The sequence below is a fragment of the Castellaniella sp. genome (assembly GCF_004321985.1).
Taxonomy (GTDB): domain Bacteria; phylum Pseudomonadota; class Gammaproteobacteria; order Burkholderiales; family Burkholderiaceae_B; genus Castellaniella.
The window spans coordinates 14,938-33,136 of the sequence record NZ_SCQN01000012.1; the positions used below are offsets into that span (position 1 = coordinate 14,938).

The window sequence follows — 18,199 nt, forward strand, 5'->3', positions numbered from 1 at the left end:
AATGTGGCCCTATTGTAGAGAAGAACATGAGGCCAGCCCGATGATCCGCAGCATGACCGCATTTGGCACAAGCCGCCTGGAGTTCGGAGCTGGCGCAATCAGTGCAGAAGTTCGCAGCGTCAACAATCGCTATCTGGACCTGAATCTGCGCCTGCCGGACGACTTGCGCTTCGCTGAGTCGCGGATCCGCGAATTGGTGGGGGGGGCCGTCATCCGCGGGAAGGTCGAACTCAAACTGAACTACGCGGTACCCGACACACAGGGACTGCGCCCCTTCGACCTTCCAGCGCTGCAGTCTCTGTCGCTGCAGCTTGCTCAGGCGCGAACCATCATCCCCGACATTCCGGCCCCGTCGCTGTCTGAGCTGCCGCGCGAAGGCGCTCTACGCAGCGGTCTGGACCCAGATGTCTGGCTGCCAATGTGCGAACGGGCCTGCGTGCTCGCGCTGGGTGAATTCACGGCCAACCGGGAACGCGAGGGTTCCCGCCTGGCTGGCGCCATGCTGGAGCTCGCCGAGGCCGTCCGGGGTATCGTCGATCGGGTGGAAGTGGAACTGCCTGCGCTGGTGGTGCAGCACCAGGAGCGAGTGGCTCAGCGGTTGCGCGAAGCGCTGCTGGCAGCCAGCCCGGAAGGCTTTTCCGCCATCAGCGGCACCGAGCTCACCGCGCGCATCGCCCAGGAGGCAAGCCTGTTCGGATTGCGGGTAGACGTGGCGGAAGAGCTCACGCGCCTGCGTTCTCATCTGCAGGAACTCAAGGGTGCTTTGTCTGACCAGAATGCGCAGCATTCACGCGGCAGTGGCAAGCGGCTGGATTTCCTGTTCCAGGAGATGAACCGCGAAGCCAATACGCTGGGATCCAAAGCGGCTGCGTTGAGCGTTACCAGAGCCGCCATCGACTTGAAGCTCCTGATCGAGCAGATGCGCGAACAGGCCCAGAACATCGAGTAATCGGCGGCGGGCACGAGAACTGCAGCGTACAATCCAGCCAATGCCATTCGCGCGTCCAGAATGATGAAAGACACTCTTGCCCCGGACCCTGTGGCCCCCCTGGCGACAGCGCCTGTTCCCGTGTCGTCGAGGCAAGATGGTGTCGCCTTTCGGGTGCTGGGCGCCATCAGCGCAACCCACCTGATCAACGACATGATGCAGTCGGTGCTGGTGGCCATCTACCCGGTGCTTCAGGGAAATTTCGACCTCAGCTTCGTACAGATCGGTTTCATCACGCTGGCCTATCAGTTTTCGGCTTCGTTGCTCCAGCCTCTGATCGGACGCTATACCGATCGCCGGCCGTTGCCCTACTCGCTGCCGGTGGGTATGGGTTCGACATGCTGCGGCCTCTTGCTGTTGTCGCTGGCTGGCAGCTTTCCGATTGTCCTGTTGGCGGCCATGATGGTGGGCGCTGGTTCGTCGGTGTTTCACCCAGAATCGTCGCGCGTGGCGCGCATGGCTTCGTCGGGGCACCCCGGGCTGGCGCAGGCCATCTTCCAGGTCGGCGGCAACGTGGGAACCTCCATCGGGCCGCTTCTGGCCGCCTTGCTCATCGTGCCGCGCGGCCAGGGCAGCGTGGCTTGGGTTGCGCTGGCCGCTCTGCTGGGGATCTGCATCCTGATTGGTGTCAGCCGCTGGTATGCGGCCAATCTGACCAGTGCACGAGGACGCACTTCCCTGCATAGCACCAACAATGGATTGAGCAGCCACCAGGTTCGCCGCGCCATGGGCGTACTGATGCTATTGCTCTTCAGCAAATACTTCTACCTTGCCAGCCTGGGTAGCTATTTCACGTTCTTCCTGATGGATCGATTTTCCCTGGAAGTCCAGCAGGCGCAGTATTGCCTCTTCGTATTCTTCGCGGGCGTGGCCACCGGAACTCTGGCGGGCGGACCGTTCGGTGACCGCCTGGGCCGCAAGCGCGTCATCCTGTGGTCGATTCTGGGCACGGCGCCCTTTTCCCTGATTCTTCCGTATGCGAATCTGTACTGGACGCTGATCCTGGTGTTTTGTGCCGGATTGATGATCGCATCAGCCTTCCCTGCCATCATCGTTTACGCACAAGAGCTCATGCCGGGCAAGACGGGCACCGTATCTGGCCTGTTCTTTGGCCTGGCATTCGGTCTGGGCGGGATAGGTGCCGCGATTCTGGGCAAGCTGGCCGATGCGACCAGCATCGCCTTCGTCTACCATGTGTGCGCGTTCCTGCCGTTGTTGGGGCTGGCGGCCTTCCTGTTGCCCGACATGCGGCTGCATCGGGCCAGGACATGAGCAGCAGCCAGAAGAACCGTCCGAGCCTTGCCATGTGGCTGACGGCAGCGAGCCTGCTATTGCTGGCGGCGAATCTTCGGCCCCTGTTCTCCAGCATGTCGGTCCTGTTGCCCGATCTGACCCGGGGGCTGGGCCTGAACAATGCCCAAGCCGGCTACCTGACCACTCTGCCGGTGCTCTGCATGGGGTTGTTCGCACCGCTCGCACCCCGCCTGGCGCAGCGCATCGGCATCGAGCGCACCCTGTTTCTCGTGCTGATCTGCATCGTGCTCGGGGTCGGCCTTCGTGGTTCCGTTGGCGTCACGGGTCTGTTCGCAGGTACGGCGCTGGCCGGCGCGGGCATTGCGCTGGGCAATGTGTTGCTTCCCAGCCTGGTCAAGCGCGACTATGCGCGGCAAGCAGCCCTGATGACCGGTCTCTACACCATGAGCCTGGTGGGTGGTGCCTCGCTGGGCGCTGCTGCAACGCTGCCGCTGGTCCACGGTCTGGGTCTTGATTGGGCCGGAGGCCTGGCGCTATGGGCGATCCCGGCCGCCCTGGCACTGTTTGCCTGGGCACCCGTCGCTTTGCGTGGTGAAGGCTACAGTTCCGGCCGGCGACGTACCCGGCCCGTGCGTGGGTTGCACCGTGACGGCCTGGCCTGGGCCGTGACCGTGTTCATGGGCCTGCAATCAGCGTTGGCTTACAGCGTCATGGGATGGATGGCGCCGATCCTCCGGGATCGCGGCATGAGCGGGACCGAGGCCGGCCTGGTGACCTCGATTTCCATCTTCACACAAGTGGTCTCCTGTTTGCTGGTTCCCCTGCTGGCAAGCCGTTTCCGTGACCAGCGCGTGCTAGCCGTCATCCTGACGTTGGTTACGACCCTTGCGCTGGTCGGCATGACTGCTGGGCCGCTTCCAATGGTCTGGCTGCTGGCCTTCATCCAGGGAATCGGCCAGGGCGGGATGTTTGCGCTGGCGTTGATGCTGATTGTGTTGCGGTCACCGGATTCCGACGTCGCAGCGCACTTGTCCGGCATGTCGCAGACGAGCGGCTACCTCCTGGCATGTCTGGGGCCGTTGCTGATCGGGCTGTTGCATCAGTGGACGGGCAGCTTTCATGCCGCATCGGCGCTGATGGCCGTCTTGGGAACGATTTCTGGGGTGGCCGGGTGGCTGGCTGGCCGCAATGCACTGGTCAGGGCGCAGGTCGTCGAGCTCGCCGATACGCAGGATGCGCCGGGCCGATCACCCGGCTGACAGTCCAGCGCGAGAGAACACCAGCGTGGCGTTGGTGCCGCCAAAACCGAAGCTGTTGGACAGTGCCGTCTGGATATCGGCTTGCGTCACTGGCTCGCGCAGGATGTTCATGCCCTCTGCGGCGGGGTCCAGCTTTTCGATATTGGCGGAAGCGGCCACGAAACCGTGCTTCATCATGAGCAGCGTGTAGACGGCCTCGTTGACCCCTGCGGCTCCCAGTGCATGACCCGAAAGCGATTTGGTCGAAGCGATCCAGGGCTGATCATCGCCAAAAACCGTACGGATGGCTTCGAGCTCCTTCACGTCGCCGACCGGAGTGCTGGTCCCGTGCGTATTAATGTAGTCAATCTTCGTGTGCACGGTGCTCAGTGCCTCACGCATGCAGCGCACGGCCCCTTCGCCGGACGGCGCTACCATGTCGTACCCGTCGGAAGTCGCGCCATAGCCCACGATTTCGGCCAAGATGTTGGCACCGCGCGCCTTGGCGTGCTCATATTCCTCGACGACCACGATTCCGCCGCCGCCCGAGATCACGAACCCATCGCGGTCGGCATCATAGGTGCGGGATGCCCGTTCCGGTGTGTCGTTGTACCGCGTCGACAACGCACCCATGGCGTCGAACATGAATGACAGCGACCAGTGTTCTTCCTCGGCACCGCCGGCGAACACGATGTCTTGCCGGCCCAACTGAATCTGTTCCATTGCATTACCGATACAGTGGGCGCTGGTGGAGCATGCCGAACTGATCGAGTAGTTGACACCCTTGATTTGCGCACCGGTAGCCAGACACGCCGAAACGCCACTGGCCATCGCTTTGGTCACCATGTAGGGCCCCACGCGGCGCACGCCCTTTTCGTGCAGCGTCTGGATTCCATCGTAGATCGAAGAATGCGAGGCGCCCCCGGCTCCTACGATCAATCCGGTCCGCGGATTCGAGACTTGGTCTGGAGTCAGCCCCGCATCCTGGATGGCTTCCTGCATGGCAAGCCAAGCGTATGCGTGGCCGTTGGCCATGAAGCGTGACAGCTTCCGGTCGATAAGCTCCAGCGCGTTCAGGTGGATGGAACCGGCCACCTGCGAGCGCAACCCCTGCTTGGCGTATTCCGGCTGAAAAGTGATCCCGGATCGGCCGTGGCGCAAGCTGTCGAGAACTTCAGCCTGGTTGTTGCCCAAGCTGGATACGATACCCATGCCAGTGACGACCACACGACGCATGATCGAATCTCCTAGAAATTGTCCGTGCGCGTGAATAATCCTACGCGCAGATCGTGGGCCACGTAGATCTCGTGATCATCGACCTCCATGCGGGCGTCCGCAAACCCCATGACGAGCTTGCGCATCATCACGCGCTTCATGTCGATCCTGTACCGTACCAGGTGCGCCTTGGGCAGGACCTGGCCGGTGAATTTGACTTCGCCCACACCCAGCGCCCGACCGCGACCCTGTCCGCCGCAGCATCCCAGGAAAAATCCGACCAGCTGCCACATGGCGTCCAGCCCAAGGCAGCCAGGCATGACGGGGTCGCCCTGGAAATGGCAGCCGAAGAACCACATATCAGGACGGATGTCGAGTTCGGCGATGATTTCGCCCTTGCCGTGCAGTCCGCCTTTGTCGTCGATATGCACGATCCGGTCGAACATCAACATAGGCGGCAGCGGCAGCTGTGCATTGCCAGGACCGAAGAGTTCGCCCCGGCCACATGCCAGCAGTTCGTCGTAGCTATAGCTGTTCTTTTGCATGGTTTCCCGTGAGAATACCAGAGGAACCTGAGAGCACCTCTGCTGCTATCGATAATAGTAAGCCGACAAGTATAACGCGTCGGGGTTGGCCGCCACCCACTTGCCGCGCTGCGGTCACCTGCGGGTGACGCTGACGTACCAGACTGTCACAGTTCCACGCACGAAGAGCGGAGGATGATCCGGACCCCACTGCACAACCCGGTGGACCAGCCACAGCGGGCCCGATGCCGAACGACCGTCGAAGGTGTGGGTCTCGATGCTACGGCCAACCACGGGCACGCACGGCCCGGTGGGCGACCCCCAGCACAGGTCGGTTGCGACCGCTGCCGGCCCGTCATATTGGCGGGACGCGAAAACCCCGACAATGGTCGCGCCCAGTGGTACGGTAGAGCCTGGCGCCTGCGGCCGGAAAGTCACCGCAACCGGTTCCCCCGCTGTTTGCAGCCCAGTGCTGGTCATGTCCCGAGTCCAGGCCAGGCTGGCTGCGCCCGCCGCCGGACCCGCGAGCATCAGGCACAATGAGAGCGTTGCCCCGATCGTCAGGCCGAATCTCGTCTCGGCTACTCTTTTCACGATAGTCATTTTCCGCGAGAACCGCTGTTCGTTCCAATTTATCACCTGAAAACGATGTGCATCGCTTACCTATCCGTCGGTCACCCTGAGTGGCCGCTGCTGATTGCCGCCAATCGCGACGAGTTTCATAGCCGCGCCAGCAGCCCGGCAGCGCCCTGGGCTGGCCATCCAACGCTCATCGCCGGGCGCGATCTGGTTGCTGGCGGCACATGGCTTGGTTGGACCCAGCCAGGCCGTTTCGGCTTCCTGACCAACTATCGGGAGCCGAGCCATACGCCCCCGCCCAACGCTCCCTCGCGCGGCACGCTGGTCCGGGATTTTCTGCTCGGCGACGACACGGCCGAGGACTATCTGCAGGGTATCCTGGCCCACGCGCGGGATTGGGCGGGCTTCAACCTCATCGTTGGCGATCTCGGGGGCGTCTGGTATCTGAGCAACCGGGACCCTGCCAGTGTCACCCGTCGCCTGACGGGTGGACGGTACGTGCTCTCCAATCACCTGCTGGACACACCATGGCCCAAGGCCACGCGTCTGCGGACTTGCCTGGATGCGCTGGCTCCAGAGCAATGGGCCGCCAACCCGGATGCTGTGCTGACGGCTCTTCGGGATACGACACAGGCTTCAGGGAATGCACTGCCGGATACCGGCCTGGAACGTGGATTCGAACAGTTGCTCAGCAGTCCTTTCATCGTCAGCCCCAACTATGGCACGCGATGTTCGACGGTCATTGCCGTCGCGAGCACCGGTGAAACGCTGTTTTGCGAGCAGAGCTACAGCCCTGACGGCCAGCCGCGTGAACGCCATGACTGGCGTTTCGGGGAATGAGACATCGGGTACCGGCGCCGAAAGGTTTCGCCAGCGGACTAAAATAGCAGCTTCATCGACCACCAGGAAATTGTCATGAGCGCAGGCCTTGCCAGCCGCATCACCGAAGCCGTCAAATCCGCCATGCGGGCGCACGACAGTACCCGCCTGAGCACCTTGCGCCTGCTCCAGGCCGCCATCAAGCAGAAGATGGTGGACGAACGCATTGAACCCGACGACGCTGCCATCCTGACGATCATCGAAAAGCAGGCGAAGCAGCGGCGCGAGTCCATCACTGCCTACGCAGCGGCAGGACGGCCGGAACATGTCGCCCAGGAACAGGCGGAACTGGACATCCTGAAGGAATTCCTCCCGCAGGCAGCCAGTGCCGAGGAAGTCGCGAAGGCCATAGAAGGCGCCCTGCAGCAGGCGCAGGCCAAGGGCCTCCAGGGCGGAGCAGCCATTGGCGCCGTCATGGGCCAACTGAAATCGGTGCTGGCCGGCCGCGTGGATATGGCTGCAGTATCAGCCCAAGTCAGGAAGCGTCTGGCTCAATGATCGGTTTCAGGTCCCGGGATTGGAGTGACTGAGCCAGTGCCGGGATCGAACGTGTCCGCCGCTCAGCCGGCGACAGCCTCGTGCAGCTCGGTGGGCCGCAACGGCTCACCGAGGCGCAAGCGTTCCACCAGATCTGGATTGTTGACGAACGCTTTTCCGAATGCCACGGCCTCTCCCAGGCCGGCATCAATGGCCCGTAGGGCCGAGTCCGCGTCGTAACCTTCGTTCAACACCAGCGGCCCATGGAAGGATTCCCGGATGATGGGGGTCAGCGAGTCTTGGCCGCGGTGTTCACGCACGCAGACGAACGCGACCCGGCGACGGCCCAGTTCATGGGCAACATACCGAAAAAGCCCCTGTGGATCCGAGTCGCGCATATCGTGCCGGTCGCCCCGCGGAGACAGGTGCAGACCGACGCAGCCCGCGCCCCATACCCCAATGCAGACATCCACGATTTCCAGGAGGAAGCGGCTCCGGTTGACAACGGAACCGCCATATTCATCACGCCGGCGGTTTGATCCGTCGTGCAGAAACTGATCAATCAGGTAGCCGTCGCCGGCATGAATCTGCACACCGTCAAAGCCTGCTTGCCGTGCATGGCGGGCCGCCTGGTCGAAATCGGCCACGATCCGGTGAATTTCAGCCGGATGCAGGCAGCGCGGCACCACGAAGGCGCCGGGGCCGCCGCAAGCGATGGCGCTGGGCGCTACTGGCATCTCGCCGGATAGGTATTCCGGGTCAGATACCCGACCCGCATGCCAGAGCCGCAGGAAGATTCGGCCGCCTTGGTCGTGGACCGCATCGGTGACCGCGCGCCAGCCCTGTACCTGGGCAGAGTTCCAGATCCCCGGCGTATCGGGGTATCCGACGCCCAACGGCGATACCGAAGTGGCATCCGTGATGATCAGGCCGGCCGAGGCGCGCCTTGCGTAATAGACCCGCGCTTCGTCACCGGGTACGCGGCGTCGGACAGCGCGCGCGCAGGCGGTTGGCGCCATGATGATGCGGTTGCTCATCTTCACATCGCCCATCTGCAACGGGTCAAACAAACTTGTCATATCATGCGGTGGAAACAAGAAGAAAATGGCTCGCCCGCGCATGTTTTGTTGCAACGCACAACCGCGACACCAAAAGTCGAAGAAAATCCATCAGGGTTTTTACCAGATTTTCATCAAGATGACTATGCCACAGGTATGACCCAGGCTCAAGCATTCCCCTGCTCTGTGCTGGCAATATTAGGCCACATGCAATAATTGCGCTTTCTCAGCTTGTCGTTTCTGAAAGGATTCTGTCCATGGTGATTTCCATTGCTAGGCGGGTGGCCTTCTGTGCCGCCTTGGCGCTGGCAGGCCTGGCTACTGCCGCGACTGGGGCCACTCTGAAAATCGGCACTGAGGGCGGCTACCCGCCCTGGAGCATGGTGGATGCCAATGGCAAAGTAACCGGTTTTGATGCCGACGTGGGCCACGCAATCTGCAAAAAGCTCGACATGAAATGTCGTTTCGTGGTGCAGGCTTTCGACAGTCTGATTCCGTCGCTGCAGGCAGAGCGCTTCGACCTCGTGATCTCAGGCCTGTCGGTGACGGCCGAGCGGGCCAAGGCCATCGCCTTCAGCATCCCCTACGCCACTGAAGACTCCGCGTTCGTGGTGCCCGCGGGCAGCCCGCTGGTCAAGGCGGCCGACCAGGCTGCGCTCTTCAAAGATCTGGCCGGCAAGACCGTCGGGGTCCAGAGCGGCACCACGCAGGGCGCTTTCCTTCAGAAGCACGCGCCCGATCTGAAGCTCAAGACCTATGAGACTCAGGACCAGATGCAGATCGACCTTTCCGCTGGCCGGCTGGATGCGACCTTCTCCGAAGTCACGCCGCAAAGCCAGTTTCTGAATACCGCCGGGAAAGGCAAGTTCGCGATGTCCGACGTGGTGATCAAAAGCAACGCCGACCCGGCGATTCTGGGACAGGGCATTGGGGCAGGCATCAATCAGAAAAATACCTCGCTCAAGCAGAAGGTCGACAAGGCCCTTTGCGAATTGATTACCGACGGATCGATCAAAGCCTCCAGCGAGAAGTGGTTCGGCGTCGACCTGTCGAACTACCGAGCCTGCAAGTAATCCTGTGCCGTCAGGCTGGAGCCGTTACGCTCCAGCCTGTTTCCCGCCATGCATCCATCCCTGATTGACATCCTGAGCGCCGGCTGGGGCGGCATGTTGCTGCGCGGTGCCGGCATGACGGTGTTCATCAGCCTGTGCGGCATCAGTCTGGGCATCGTGATCGGAATCGTGGGGGCTACCCTGAAAACCGGCGGCAACGGCCTGGTTCGCGGGGCAGTTGCAACCTACACCCTGATCGTCCGCAGTGTCCCCGAACTGCTCATCATTTACCTGCTGTTCTTCGGTACCGTGGGCGCGGCTTCGGATGTGTCCGATTGGCTGGACTGGGACGATCTGATGAGCGCGGTGTTTCCGGTATTGGTCGGCATCATTGCGATTGGCCTGATCTCCGGCTCGTACAGCGTAGAGGTCTTTCGGGGTGCCTTCAAGGCGATCGATCCGGGCCAGCTCGAGGCGGCCCGCGCGATCGGCATGAACCGCAATCAATGCCTGCGGCGCATTACCCTGCCCCAATTATTCTGGTACGCACTGCCGGGCGCGAACAATGTCTGGCAGGCCGCGCTGAAGGACACGGCGCTGGTCTCGCTGGTCGGGCTGGTGGAACTCATGCGCGCAGCCGTCCTGGGTGCGGCGGCAACCCGCGCGCCCCTGGCCCTGTGTGCCATGGCGGGAATCCTGTATTTCCTGATTGGTGCCTGCAGTCAGGCCCTTTTTATACTGGCCGAGCACCACTTCGGGCGAGGCATGCGGGGGGCGCAGCGATGATGCAGCTTGTCGAGCAGGCCCTTCCCGTGCTGACCCAGGGCTTCTGGGTCACCTTGCGCATCGGCCTGCTGTCCATTTTGTTTGCGTCGCTGATCGGGCTCAGTGCTGCGCTCATGCGCATGTCCTCCCACCGCAGCGTGGCGGGGCTGGCTTTTGCCTACAGTACGGTGTTTCGTGGGACGCCGCTGCTGATCCAGTTGTTTCTCCTCTACTACGGGGTCGGGACGCTGGATGCCGTGCGCCACCAGCCAGTGCTCTGGTGGCTGTTCAGCGACGGGGCGCGCTGTGCAGTCCTTGCGATTGCCTTGAATAGTGGCGCCTACATGAGCGAGGCCATCCGGGGCGGCCTGCAGTCGGTCCCGGACGGTCAACTCGACGCGGCCCGTGCCTTCGGCATGAGCCGGCTGCAGGTCTTCCGACGCGTGCATTTCCCGCTTGCCATCCGCCAGGCATTCCCGGCGTACAGCAACGAGCTGGTCCTCGCCATCAAGGGAACCAGCCTGGCGTCCACGATCGCCGTCATGGAGCTCACAGGCTACGCACGGCGGCTCATGAGCCAGAGCTTCCTGATCGTGGAAACCTTCGTCATCGCAGGACTGCTGTATCTGGCGATCAACATCACATTGCTGGGCTGTGCGTGGCTGGTCGAACACGCCATGCTGCGCGCGCACGAAGGGCGCGGGCGTGGAGTGAAAGAGGCATTCTGAAGGCGACCGAACTCACCCGAATTGCCAGCCATTGAGCTGCCTGGCAACCATATTCATATGACTTCAAAATATATAGAAAGGAAAAACCTGGCGATTATGATTATGTAGAGCACAAACCGTGCTGCTTTTATGACTTTCGCTCATGCCCTTCACTACCAAGCTGTTGTTCTTGACCATGCTGCTGGCCTCCAGCATGGCTGGCGCGCAGGCGACCACGACCACCGAAGTTGGCTATATGCCCATCATTCCGGATTCCCAGACCTTCGTAGTGCTGGACCATCAGACCCGGGACAATCCGCTGGCAAATACCAAGCTCATCGAGTTCCAGGACGGTCCCGAGATCGTCCAGGCATTGCTCGCCGGGCAGCTCGATGTGGCTTATGTCGGCATCGGACCCGTGATGGTGGCCCGGTCCAAGGGGGCCGACCTGAAGGTCGTGGCGACCAACATCGTCAGCCAGATCAGCTTCCTGGCGCTGGGCGATCTGGCACCGTACTTCAGCAACGGGGCCGCACAAACCGCCTTCGAACGGTTTGCCAAGGACAAAGGACGCAAGCCGGTCATCACGACCTTCCCGCGGGGGTCGGTGCCGGACATCGTGCTGCAGTACTGGCTGCAGAATGTGCTGAAGGTCAGTCCCGACAGCGTGCGCGTCATCTATCAGGGCGCTGCCCAGGCACAGCAAGCGCTGCTGACCGGGGCCGTGGACGGTGCCGCCATTCTGGAGCCCATCATCAGCACGGTGCTTGCGCGCCAGCCTGATGCCAAGGTCGTCGCTGACGGTTCCGTGATGTTCCCTGATCAGCCGGGCGCCGTGCTGGCTGTCCGGGAGAAACTCATTCAGCAAAATCCCGCATTCGTGCAAAAGCTTGTGGCGGCTCATGTACAGGCGACCGGACTGCTACGCGACGATCCTGAAAAAGTTGCGCCGGCCGTGCAAAAGTATGTGGGTGGCGGGCGCCTGCCAGCGCCCATCGTGTTGGCCGCGCTCAAACGCTCGCATGATCAGTTTTCGGCTGACCCTCACCGAATTCTGAAGGCCACCCAGGACATGTATGATTATCAGAAGAAGCTGGGGACGCTGCAGGGGAAACTGGACGTTCAAGGGTTGTTTGACACCCAGTTTTATGATCGTCTGAAGTAGCCATGCTGCACAGGACGTCGGTTTTTCTGACGGTTCACCCGGCGGGTCGCGTGCTATCCGGACTCATTGGCCTGGTGATCTTTGTGGCGATCTGGAAGTTCGCCCAGGCCTCCGGTTGGGCCCGTCGGGGCACGATTCCGGACCCTTTCAACATCCCGGCCGCTTTTCTGGCCGAATGGCGCTCCGGCCGGCTGGTACCATCCATACAGTCCAGCCTGATTCACTATGTCTGGGGCCTGTTGCTGGGCACGGCATCCGGTCTGGCGGTGGCTGCCATCGCAGCCCTTTCCCGTCGAGTGGATGCGTTGCTGGGATGGCTGGTGCGCATCCTGCGACCCATTCCGCCGCTCGCCTGGGTGGTGTTCGCCATCGCTTGGTTCAAGGTCAGCCACGCGGGCGCGGCATTCGTGATCGCCATCGGAGTGTTCTGGGTCAACTACTTCGCCACCTACGCCGCCGTGCGCGGGGTGGACCCCAGATACTACGAGCTGGCACGCGCCTTTCGTCAGGATGGCCACCTCCCTCGCTTCCTGAGCGTCACATTGCCGGCAGCCATGCCCGGCATCTTTGCCGGCATGCGCACGGGAGTCGGACAGGCCTGGATGACACTGATCGCGGCCGAACTGCTGGGGGTTCAGGGCATGGGCCAGGAGATGAACGCGGCAGCCGGGATCGGAGCCTACGACGCGGTGGTGGTATACATGCTGGTGATCTCCGCCATCTATACACTGTGCGACACAGTCTTCGTGCTGATTGAAAAGAAGGTATTGCAATGGCGCCCCTCCTGAATATCGAGCACCTGAGCTATGCCTATTCCGACGCCAGGCAGCCGGTCTTCCAGGATCTGAGCCTGACGGTGGAGCCTGGGGAATTCATTGCGCTGGTCGGTGAATCAGGAGTGGGAAAATCCACGCTGCTGCGATGCGTGGCGGGACTGGTACCAGCTACCAGCGGCAAGATCCGCGTCAACATCGACCACAGCGCGCATGAACGGCGGACGGCATTCGTGTTCCAGGATGCCCGCCTGCTGCCATGGCGTCGCTTGTGCCACAACGTGGCTTACGGGCTGAAGGGGCTGCAGTTGTCGCCCAGTGAACGCGAAGCCCGGATCCAGGAGGTGCTGTCGTTGACGCTTATCAGCGATCTGGCGCAGCGCTGGCCCTACCAGCTGTCCGGCGGTCAAACACAGCGGGCCGGCATAGCCCGGGCACTGGCCGTGCACCCCAAACTGCTGCTGATGGATGAGCCATTCAGTGCGGTGGATGCGATGACGCGCCGGAAGCTGCAGGACGAACTGCTGGCGATCTGGCAGCGTACGCACAAGGCCGTCCTGTTCGTGACACACGATATCGAGGAGGCCATTTATCTTGCCGATCGTGTCATCGTCCTGGCGGACCGACCAGCCCGGATCAGATTGGATCAGCAGATCACCCTACCGCGGCCACGTGAGCGCAATGCCGATGATCTGCAACACATGGCACGTCACATCGCCATGGCACTGTAACGGGCGCCCATCCGCGCCGCGTGGCGCGGATGGTGTTCAAGCTTTCTGGCGCCAACGGGACACCAAGGCCCGCAGTTCCTTGCGAATCACCTTGCCGGTGGTGGTCATGGGAAGCTCGTCAACGAAGTAGACCTCGCGGGGATATTCGTGGGCTGCGAGCCGCGTCCTGACATGGTCCTGGATGGCTTGGCGCAAGGCATCGTCCCCGTGCAGGCCATCCTTCAACACCACCACAGACACCACGATTTCGGTGCGCTGCGCATCCGGTGCACCGACTACGGCCACCATCTTCACTGCAGGATGCTGCAGAATGCAGTCCTCGATTTCACCCGGGCCAATTCGATAGCCCGCCGACGTGATCACGTCATCGCTGCGCCCCACGAAATGCACGTAACCGTCGGCGTCCATCAAGCCGGTATCGCCCGTGATCAGCCAGTCGCCGATGAATTTGTGCTGTGTGGCGGCTTCGTTGTTCCAATAGCGCAGGAACTGGACCGGGTCGGGGCTGTGGACCGCGATGTGCCCATGCTCGTTTTGAGCCACCTGCCTCCCCTGTTCGTCCACAATGGCAACCTGGTGGCCGGGGACCGGTTTGCCGATCGCCCCCGGGCAGATGGGCATGAGATCCGCGCAGGACGAGACCGTCATGTTGCATTCGGTCTGACCGTAGAACTCGTTGATCGTCAGACCGAAAGTGCGCTGCCCCCAGTCCAGCAACTCGTGGCCCAGCGACTCGCCGCCGCTGGCGACCGACCGAAGCCGATAATTCCAGCGCTTCTCCGGACTGCCGACGGTGCGCATCATTTTTAGCGCGGTCGGGGGCAAAAAGGTATTGCGGACCTCGTAGTCCTGAAGCAGCTGGAATGCGGCTTCAGGCGTGAATTTCTTGAAGCGGTGCGCCACGACGGAAATCCCGTGGTGCCAAGCCGGCATCAGCACATCGAATAGCCCGCCGATCCAGGCCCAGTCGGCGGGCGTCCACAGTCGGTCGCCTTCCTGGGGCAGCAGATTATGCGAAATCTCTACCCCCGGGAGGTGGCCAAGCAGCACTCGATGCGCGTGCAGCGCGCCTTTGGGCTGCCCCGTCGTCCCAGACGTGTAGATGATGACCGCGGGATCATCGGCATGCGTGTCCACCGTCCGCAGGTCCGAGTTGTAGCGGTCCATCTCACGGTAGAGATCCAGAGTGCCAGTCTGAGCACCGTCGATTGTGAACACAACTTGCAGCTGAGGCAATGCTTCGCGGATGCCGGCGATCTTGGCGGCGCCTTCGGCATTGGTCACCACCACCCGCGTGCCACTGTCCGACAGGCGGAACTTCAGGGCCTCCGCACCAAACAACGTGAACAATGGCAGCGCAATGCAGCCGGTGCGATATGCGCCCACATGGGCGAAGGCGGTCTCGGGCGCCTGTGGCAGCAGGATGCCTACCCGATCTCCGGGCTGGACGCCGTGAGCCTGCAGCAAGCGGCCGAATTGCCCGGAACGCTCGTAGATCTGGCCAAATGTGAAATGCCGCGCCTTGCCGTCATCGTCGACGAAGACGAGCGCGAGGCGATCGGGTTCGGTTTCAGCCCACTTGCCGCACACGTCATGACCGATGTTGTAGTGTTCCGGAATCTGCCACTGAAACCGCTTGCAGGCGTCGGCATAGCTGCGCGGAGATGACGGCAACATGGATAGTGCTCCTCTGGGGTGCTCGGTCTGCCCGATACTGGCAGCCAGGATGGCCGGCAGGCGGGCGACGGACTCTTTTGTCGAAACGCCCATATTACTGCCGGCGCGTTCGTACGTTCACCGCACCCCGGCCACAGCGCGTGCTGCGATTTCCGCATTGCGCGCAGAACCCACACTGAAGGCGAGTTGCTGCTCGCGGATGGGCGCCGCATAGGCAGGGGCCGACAGCATCGTCTGGCCCACCACCAAGGCCAGCCGCAAACCGGGATTCGCAGCCGTCGCCTCGTGCACCTTCCGAAACCCCGAGTCACTCAGGATCAGCACCAGAATGCCACCCCCCGCGTGATCCGTGGCTGACTGGATGCCGATCAGATCCCGGCGATCGATGACAGCATCCGTTCGCACATACAGGACTCCGGACGGTTTCATGTGAACCGGTGTCCAGCCCGCTCGCGGCCGAGTGTCCGCCAGAAACACGCGAATGTTTTCGGCCGCCCGATTGGCATCGACTGCCCGGCGCGGCCCCGCGTGCGCCACGCGGCCGCCTGGAGCGGTGACCATTCCGGGCGAAGTACTCCCCAGGAATCCGCCCGATTGGCAGCCTGCCAGGGACACCAGGGCCAGGCCAATGCCCCAGAAGCGCAGTCGATTGACGATTTTCATCCCTGGATCTCCAAGAGTGCGATGCAAGAACCTTATCATGGGGGACCCGCCGCCACGTCCCTTATTTGAACGACAGTGCAAGCTCGTGCAACAGAGAACGTATGCGATAATCCGAACTTTCCCGACGCAGGGCATGCTGGGCCCGCAGCGGGTACGGGCCTCTAGCTCATGCCTGGTTAGAGCAGCGGACTCATAATCCGTTGGTGCCGAGTTCGACTCTCGGGGGGCCCACCAGATTCCGCCGCTAGTCTCCCGAACCCAGCGGCTTCCAGCGATTGGCCCACCGGTCGAACACATTGACCAGCATGTTCAGCACGCCGGCAATCACGGCCAGCACGACCAGGGCTGCGAACACCCCGCTGGTATTGAACTGCGCCGACGCATCGTTGATCAGAAATCCCAGCCCGCGATTGGAGGCCACGAGTTCTCCAATCACGGCGCCGATCAGCGCATAGGGGATCGACATGCGCAGGCCCGTGAGCAGCCCGGCCATGGAAGCCGGGAGGGTGACCTTCAGTGCCACATCACGATGTGACCCGCCCATCATGCGCACGGCGTTCTTCAGCCCCTCGTCGACGTTTTGCACACCCGCCGCCGTGCTCAGGAACACCAGGAAAAACACGGAGATTGCCGCCAGCAGCACCTTCATGCTCAGACCGATGCCGAACCAGATGATGAACAGCGGCGCGACGGCGACCTTGGGTACGGAATACAGCGCCAGCATGTACGGAATCAGCACGTCCCAAAGCGGCCTGATGGCGGCGATCAGATAAGCAAGGATGGCGCCCGAGGCGGCCCCTAGTGCAAAGCCCAGCACCACCTCCTGGATCGTAATCCAGGAGTTGCGCCACAAGGTGCCGTCCAGCGACCAATCGATCAGGGATTTCGCGACACCCTCAGGTGAGCCGAAAAATTGCGGATCCAGCACCGTCCCCGACAGTGCTGCCCAGATCCCGACCAGCACGACCAGCACCGCAAGTCTGGCCCCGTGAATCCATGCCGTGTGCCGATGGCGTTGCCACCAGGTCCGCTCGAGCGGAATCAGCAGCGGCCCGTGCCCGACTGGTCCGGAATCCAGCTGTTTCTGGCCCGCGGCGGGAGACGTGGCCGTGGATATTTGGTTGGTGGTCATTTCGTGGCCTGCCGGATGGCATCAGTCAGTGCACGATAAAGGTGCAGATAGCCGGGCTGCATACGGATCTCGTCAGCATCACGCGGTCTGGGTAGGTCGACGGTGAGGTCCAGCATGATGGCGCCCAGTGGCCCCAGTACGACCACCCGGTCCGCCAGGATGAGCGCTTCTTCAATGTCATGCGTCACGAAGACCACCGTGCGTCCGCTGCCAGCCCACAAGTCCAGAAGCTGGCGCTGCAGGTCGCCACGAAGCTGGGCGTCCAGTGCGCCGAAAGGCTCATCCAGCAGCAGGGTCTCCGGCCCGCTGCAGAGCATGCGGGCAATACTGACACGTCGCCTCATGCCCCCGGACAGCTCGCGCGGATAATGATGCTCGAACCCCGCGAGCCCGACCTGTCCGATCAGATGCATGGCCTGAGCCGTACGTGCGGCCTTGTCGGCGCCGCGAATTTCCTGGGGCATTTCCACGTTGTGCAGGACTGTACGCCACGGCATCAGAGTATCCTGTTGCGTCAGGTAGCCGACACGCGTCTGCGGCCCCGCCACCAGGTCGCCTCGGTAGCGGATTTCGCCTGATGTCACCGTCGTCAGGCCGGCCAGCAGGTTGAGCAGCGTCGACTTGCCACAACCGCTGCGGCCCAGCAGCACCAGAAAGCTGCCCTCTTCGACAGACAGATTGGCGCCTCGCAAGGCAACCAGTTCCTGATCGTCCTTGCGAAAGTGCTTGTGGACGTCCCGCACGCGATAGACGGTGGCTGCCATCAATGCCGGCCCAGCGCCGCCTTCAGCCACTTCACCGGCACCATGGTGGCGTAGTCCGGTGCATCCTTGATCAGCCCGGATTTGAGGTTGAATTGCACCTCGGCATCGAATTCCGCCTGGCTGATGTCTGGAGTGGCCGGGATCTCGGTCCGCAGGATGGCCAGCAGTCGATCCACGGTCGCATCGTTCATGGTTGGCCGATAAGCCTTGAATAGCGTGCGGACCGAGGACGTATCAGCGCTGTGAATGAACTGTTCCGCGTCCGCAATCCCGCGCACGAAGGCGGTTACCTCGGGACTCTTGTGATCCAGTATCGACTGGGTGGTGAACACGACACCGTGCACCACATGCTTGAGCTGAGGGATGTCTCCCCGGGCTGGAGAAATATAGATGCCGCCGATATGGGTGGCCTCAGCCTGCTGTCCGACCGGCTGCGGGAAGGAAAGCGCATCCACACGGCCGGTCTTGAGAGCGCCCAGCGCCCCGGTCATATTCGACCCCAGCGACACGAGTGTGATGTCGGTGGACGAGTGCATTCCCTGCATGCCCAACAGGAAG

The 18,199-nt window shown here is 62.3% G+C and carries 21 protein-coding genes and 1 tRNA gene; 13 read left to right on the plus strand and 9 right to left on the minus strand.

The annotated features are described in order from the left end of the window. Positions 1–40: 40 nt before the first annotated feature. The 3 genes from EPN31_RS03270 to EPN31_RS03280 are packed head-to-tail and all read left to right on the plus strand — an operon-like array spanning position 41 to position 3,501. Positions 41–949 carry a DUF1732 domain-containing protein gene (locus EPN31_RS03270; protein WP_291769445.1) on the plus strand — a complete coding sequence of 303 codons (909 nt, stop codon included), beginning with the start codon at positions 41–43 and terminating at the stop codon, positions 947–949. Between the two features lie 60 nt (positions 950–1,009). Further along, positions 1,010–2,260, plus strand: coding sequence for an MFS transporter (locus EPN31_RS03275; protein ID WP_291769447.1), 1,251 nt, complete (start codon positions 1,010–1,012; stop codon positions 2,258–2,260). Further along, a complete protein-coding gene (locus EPN31_RS03280) occupies positions 2,257–3,501 on the plus strand; it encodes an MFS transporter (protein WP_291769451.1) in 1,245 nt (414 codons plus the stop codon). Before EPN31_RS03275 ends, EPN31_RS03280 begins: the two co-directional genes overlap by 4 nt. Here the strand turns inward: EPN31_RS03280 and fabB are convergent. The 3 genes from fabB to EPN31_RS03295 form a co-directional block, all read right to left on the minus strand. Beyond that, positions 3,490–4,716 carry a beta-ketoacyl-ACP synthase I gene (gene fabB / locus EPN31_RS03285; protein ID WP_291769455.1) on the minus strand — a complete coding sequence of 409 codons (1,227 nt, stop codon included), beginning with the start codon at positions 4,714–4,716 and terminating at the stop codon, positions 3,490–3,492. The genes EPN31_RS03280 and fabB overlap by 12 nt on opposite strands. An 11-nt stretch (positions 4,717–4,727) precedes the next feature. Further along, positions 4,728–5,240, minus strand: a complete 513-nt coding sequence (fabA, locus tag EPN31_RS03290; protein WP_291769458.1) for a 3-hydroxyacyl-[acyl-carrier-protein] dehydratase FabA — start codon at positions 5,238–5,240, stop codon at positions 4,728–4,730. Between the two features lie 114 nt (positions 5,241–5,354). Further along, the gene (locus EPN31_RS03295) at positions 5,355–5,813 is read right to left on the minus strand and encodes a hypothetical protein (RefSeq protein WP_291769461.1); all 459 of its coding nucleotides are present in this window, start codon (positions 5,811–5,813) and stop codon (positions 5,355–5,357) included. A gap of 54 nt (positions 5,814–5,867) precedes the next feature. Between EPN31_RS03295 and EPN31_RS03300 the strand changes: the two genes are divergently transcribed. Continuing rightward, entirely contained in the window at positions 5,868–6,638 is a 771-nt protein-coding gene (locus tag EPN31_RS03300) for an NRDE family protein (protein ID WP_291769463.1), read from the plus strand. A 75-nt stretch (positions 6,639–6,713) separates the two neighbouring features. Beyond that, a complete protein-coding gene (locus EPN31_RS03305) occupies positions 6,714–7,175 on the plus strand; it encodes a GatB/YqeY domain-containing protein (RefSeq protein WP_291769465.1) in 462 nt (153 codons plus the stop codon). A 62-nt stretch (positions 7,176–7,237) separates the two neighbouring features. Here EPN31_RS03305 and EPN31_RS03310 read toward each other — a convergent pair whose 3' ends face one another. Continuing rightward, the gene (locus tag EPN31_RS03310; RefSeq protein WP_291769468.1) at positions 7,238–8,233 is read right to left on the minus strand and encodes an alkene reductase; all 996 of its coding nucleotides are present in this window, start codon (positions 8,231–8,233) and stop codon (positions 7,238–7,240) included. Between the two features lie 3 nt (positions 8,234–8,236). Here EPN31_RS03310 and EPN31_RS03315 point away from each other — a divergent pair, with 3 nt between their 5' ends. From EPN31_RS03315 to EPN31_RS03345, 7 genes are all read left to right on the plus strand, one after another. After that, positions 8,237–8,428: a hypothetical protein gene (locus EPN31_RS03315; protein ID WP_291769471.1), complete on the plus strand. Its 192-nt coding sequence runs from the start codon at positions 8,237–8,239 to the stop codon at positions 8,426–8,428. Positions 8,429–8,469: 41 nt separating this feature from the next. Next, a complete protein-coding gene (locus tag EPN31_RS03320) occupies positions 8,470–9,285 on the plus strand; it encodes a transporter substrate-binding domain-containing protein (RefSeq protein ID WP_291769475.1) in 816 nt (271 codons plus the stop codon). A gap of 48 nt (positions 9,286–9,333) precedes the next feature. Then, positions 9,334–10,050 carry an ABC transporter permease subunit gene (locus EPN31_RS03325; protein ID WP_291769478.1) on the plus strand — a complete coding sequence of 239 codons (717 nt, stop codon included), beginning with the start codon at positions 9,334–9,336 and terminating at the stop codon, positions 10,048–10,050. Next, the gene (locus tag EPN31_RS03330; RefSeq protein ID WP_291769481.1) at positions 10,047–10,757 is read left to right on the plus strand and encodes an ABC transporter permease subunit; all 711 of its coding nucleotides are present in this window, start codon (positions 10,047–10,049) and stop codon (positions 10,755–10,757) included. Before EPN31_RS03325 ends, EPN31_RS03330 begins: the two co-directional genes overlap by 4 nt. A 142-nt stretch (positions 10,758–10,899) precedes the next feature. After that, positions 10,900–11,901, plus strand: coding sequence for an ABC transporter substrate-binding protein (locus tag EPN31_RS03335; protein ID WP_291769483.1), 1,002 nt, complete (start codon positions 10,900–10,902; stop codon positions 11,899–11,901). 2 nt (positions 11,902–11,903) lie between these two features. Beyond that, on the plus strand, positions 11,904–12,689 hold the full coding sequence (locus EPN31_RS03340) for an ABC transporter permease (protein WP_291769486.1): 786 nt from the start codon (positions 11,904–11,906) through the stop codon (positions 12,687–12,689). Continuing rightward, positions 12,674–13,405 carry an ABC transporter ATP-binding protein gene (locus EPN31_RS03345; RefSeq protein ID WP_291769490.1) on the plus strand — a complete coding sequence of 244 codons (732 nt, stop codon included), beginning with the start codon at positions 12,674–12,676 and terminating at the stop codon, positions 13,403–13,405. Before EPN31_RS03340 ends, EPN31_RS03345 begins: the two co-directional genes overlap by 16 nt. Before the next feature lie 36 nt (positions 13,406–13,441). Here the strand turns inward: EPN31_RS03345 and EPN31_RS03350 are convergent, their stop codons facing one another. Both EPN31_RS03350 and EPN31_RS03355 read right to left on the minus strand, forming a co-directional pair. Next, positions 13,442–15,082: an acyl-CoA synthetase gene (locus tag EPN31_RS03350; RefSeq protein WP_291769493.1), complete on the minus strand. Its 1,641-nt coding sequence runs from the start codon at positions 15,080–15,082 to the stop codon at positions 13,442–13,444. 117 nt (positions 15,083–15,199) lie between these two features. After that, on the minus strand, positions 15,200–15,745 hold the full coding sequence (locus EPN31_RS03355) for a hypothetical protein (protein WP_291769495.1): 546 nt from the start codon (positions 15,743–15,745) through the stop codon (positions 15,200–15,202). Positions 15,746–15,900: 155 nt separating this feature from the next. On the opposite strand from EPN31_RS03355, the gene EPN31_RS03360 reads away from it, so the two are divergent. Beyond that, positions 15,901–15,979 (plus strand) — tRNA-Ile (locus EPN31_RS03360). A gap of 10 nt (positions 15,980–15,989) precedes the next feature. On the opposite strand, the gene EPN31_RS03365 is transcribed toward EPN31_RS03360, so the two are convergent. The 3 genes from EPN31_RS03365 to EPN31_RS03375 form a co-directional block, all read right to left on the minus strand. Continuing rightward, positions 15,990–16,877 carry an ABC transporter permease gene (locus tag EPN31_RS03365; RefSeq protein ID WP_291769497.1) on the minus strand — a complete coding sequence of 296 codons (888 nt, stop codon included), beginning with the start codon at positions 16,875–16,877 and terminating at the stop codon, positions 15,990–15,992. Beyond that, positions 16,874–17,671 (minus strand): ABC transporter ATP-binding protein, encoded by a 798-nt coding sequence (locus EPN31_RS03370; protein ID WP_291769500.1) that lies wholly within the window; start codon positions 17,669–17,671, stop codon positions 16,874–16,876. Before EPN31_RS03370 ends, EPN31_RS03365 begins: the two co-directional genes overlap by 4 nt. Then, the coding region (locus tag EPN31_RS03375) for an ABC transporter substrate-binding protein (protein WP_291769501.1) at positions 17,641–18,199 on the minus strand (559 nt) is incomplete at its 5' end. The genes EPN31_RS03375 and EPN31_RS03370, both read right to left, overlap by 31 nt.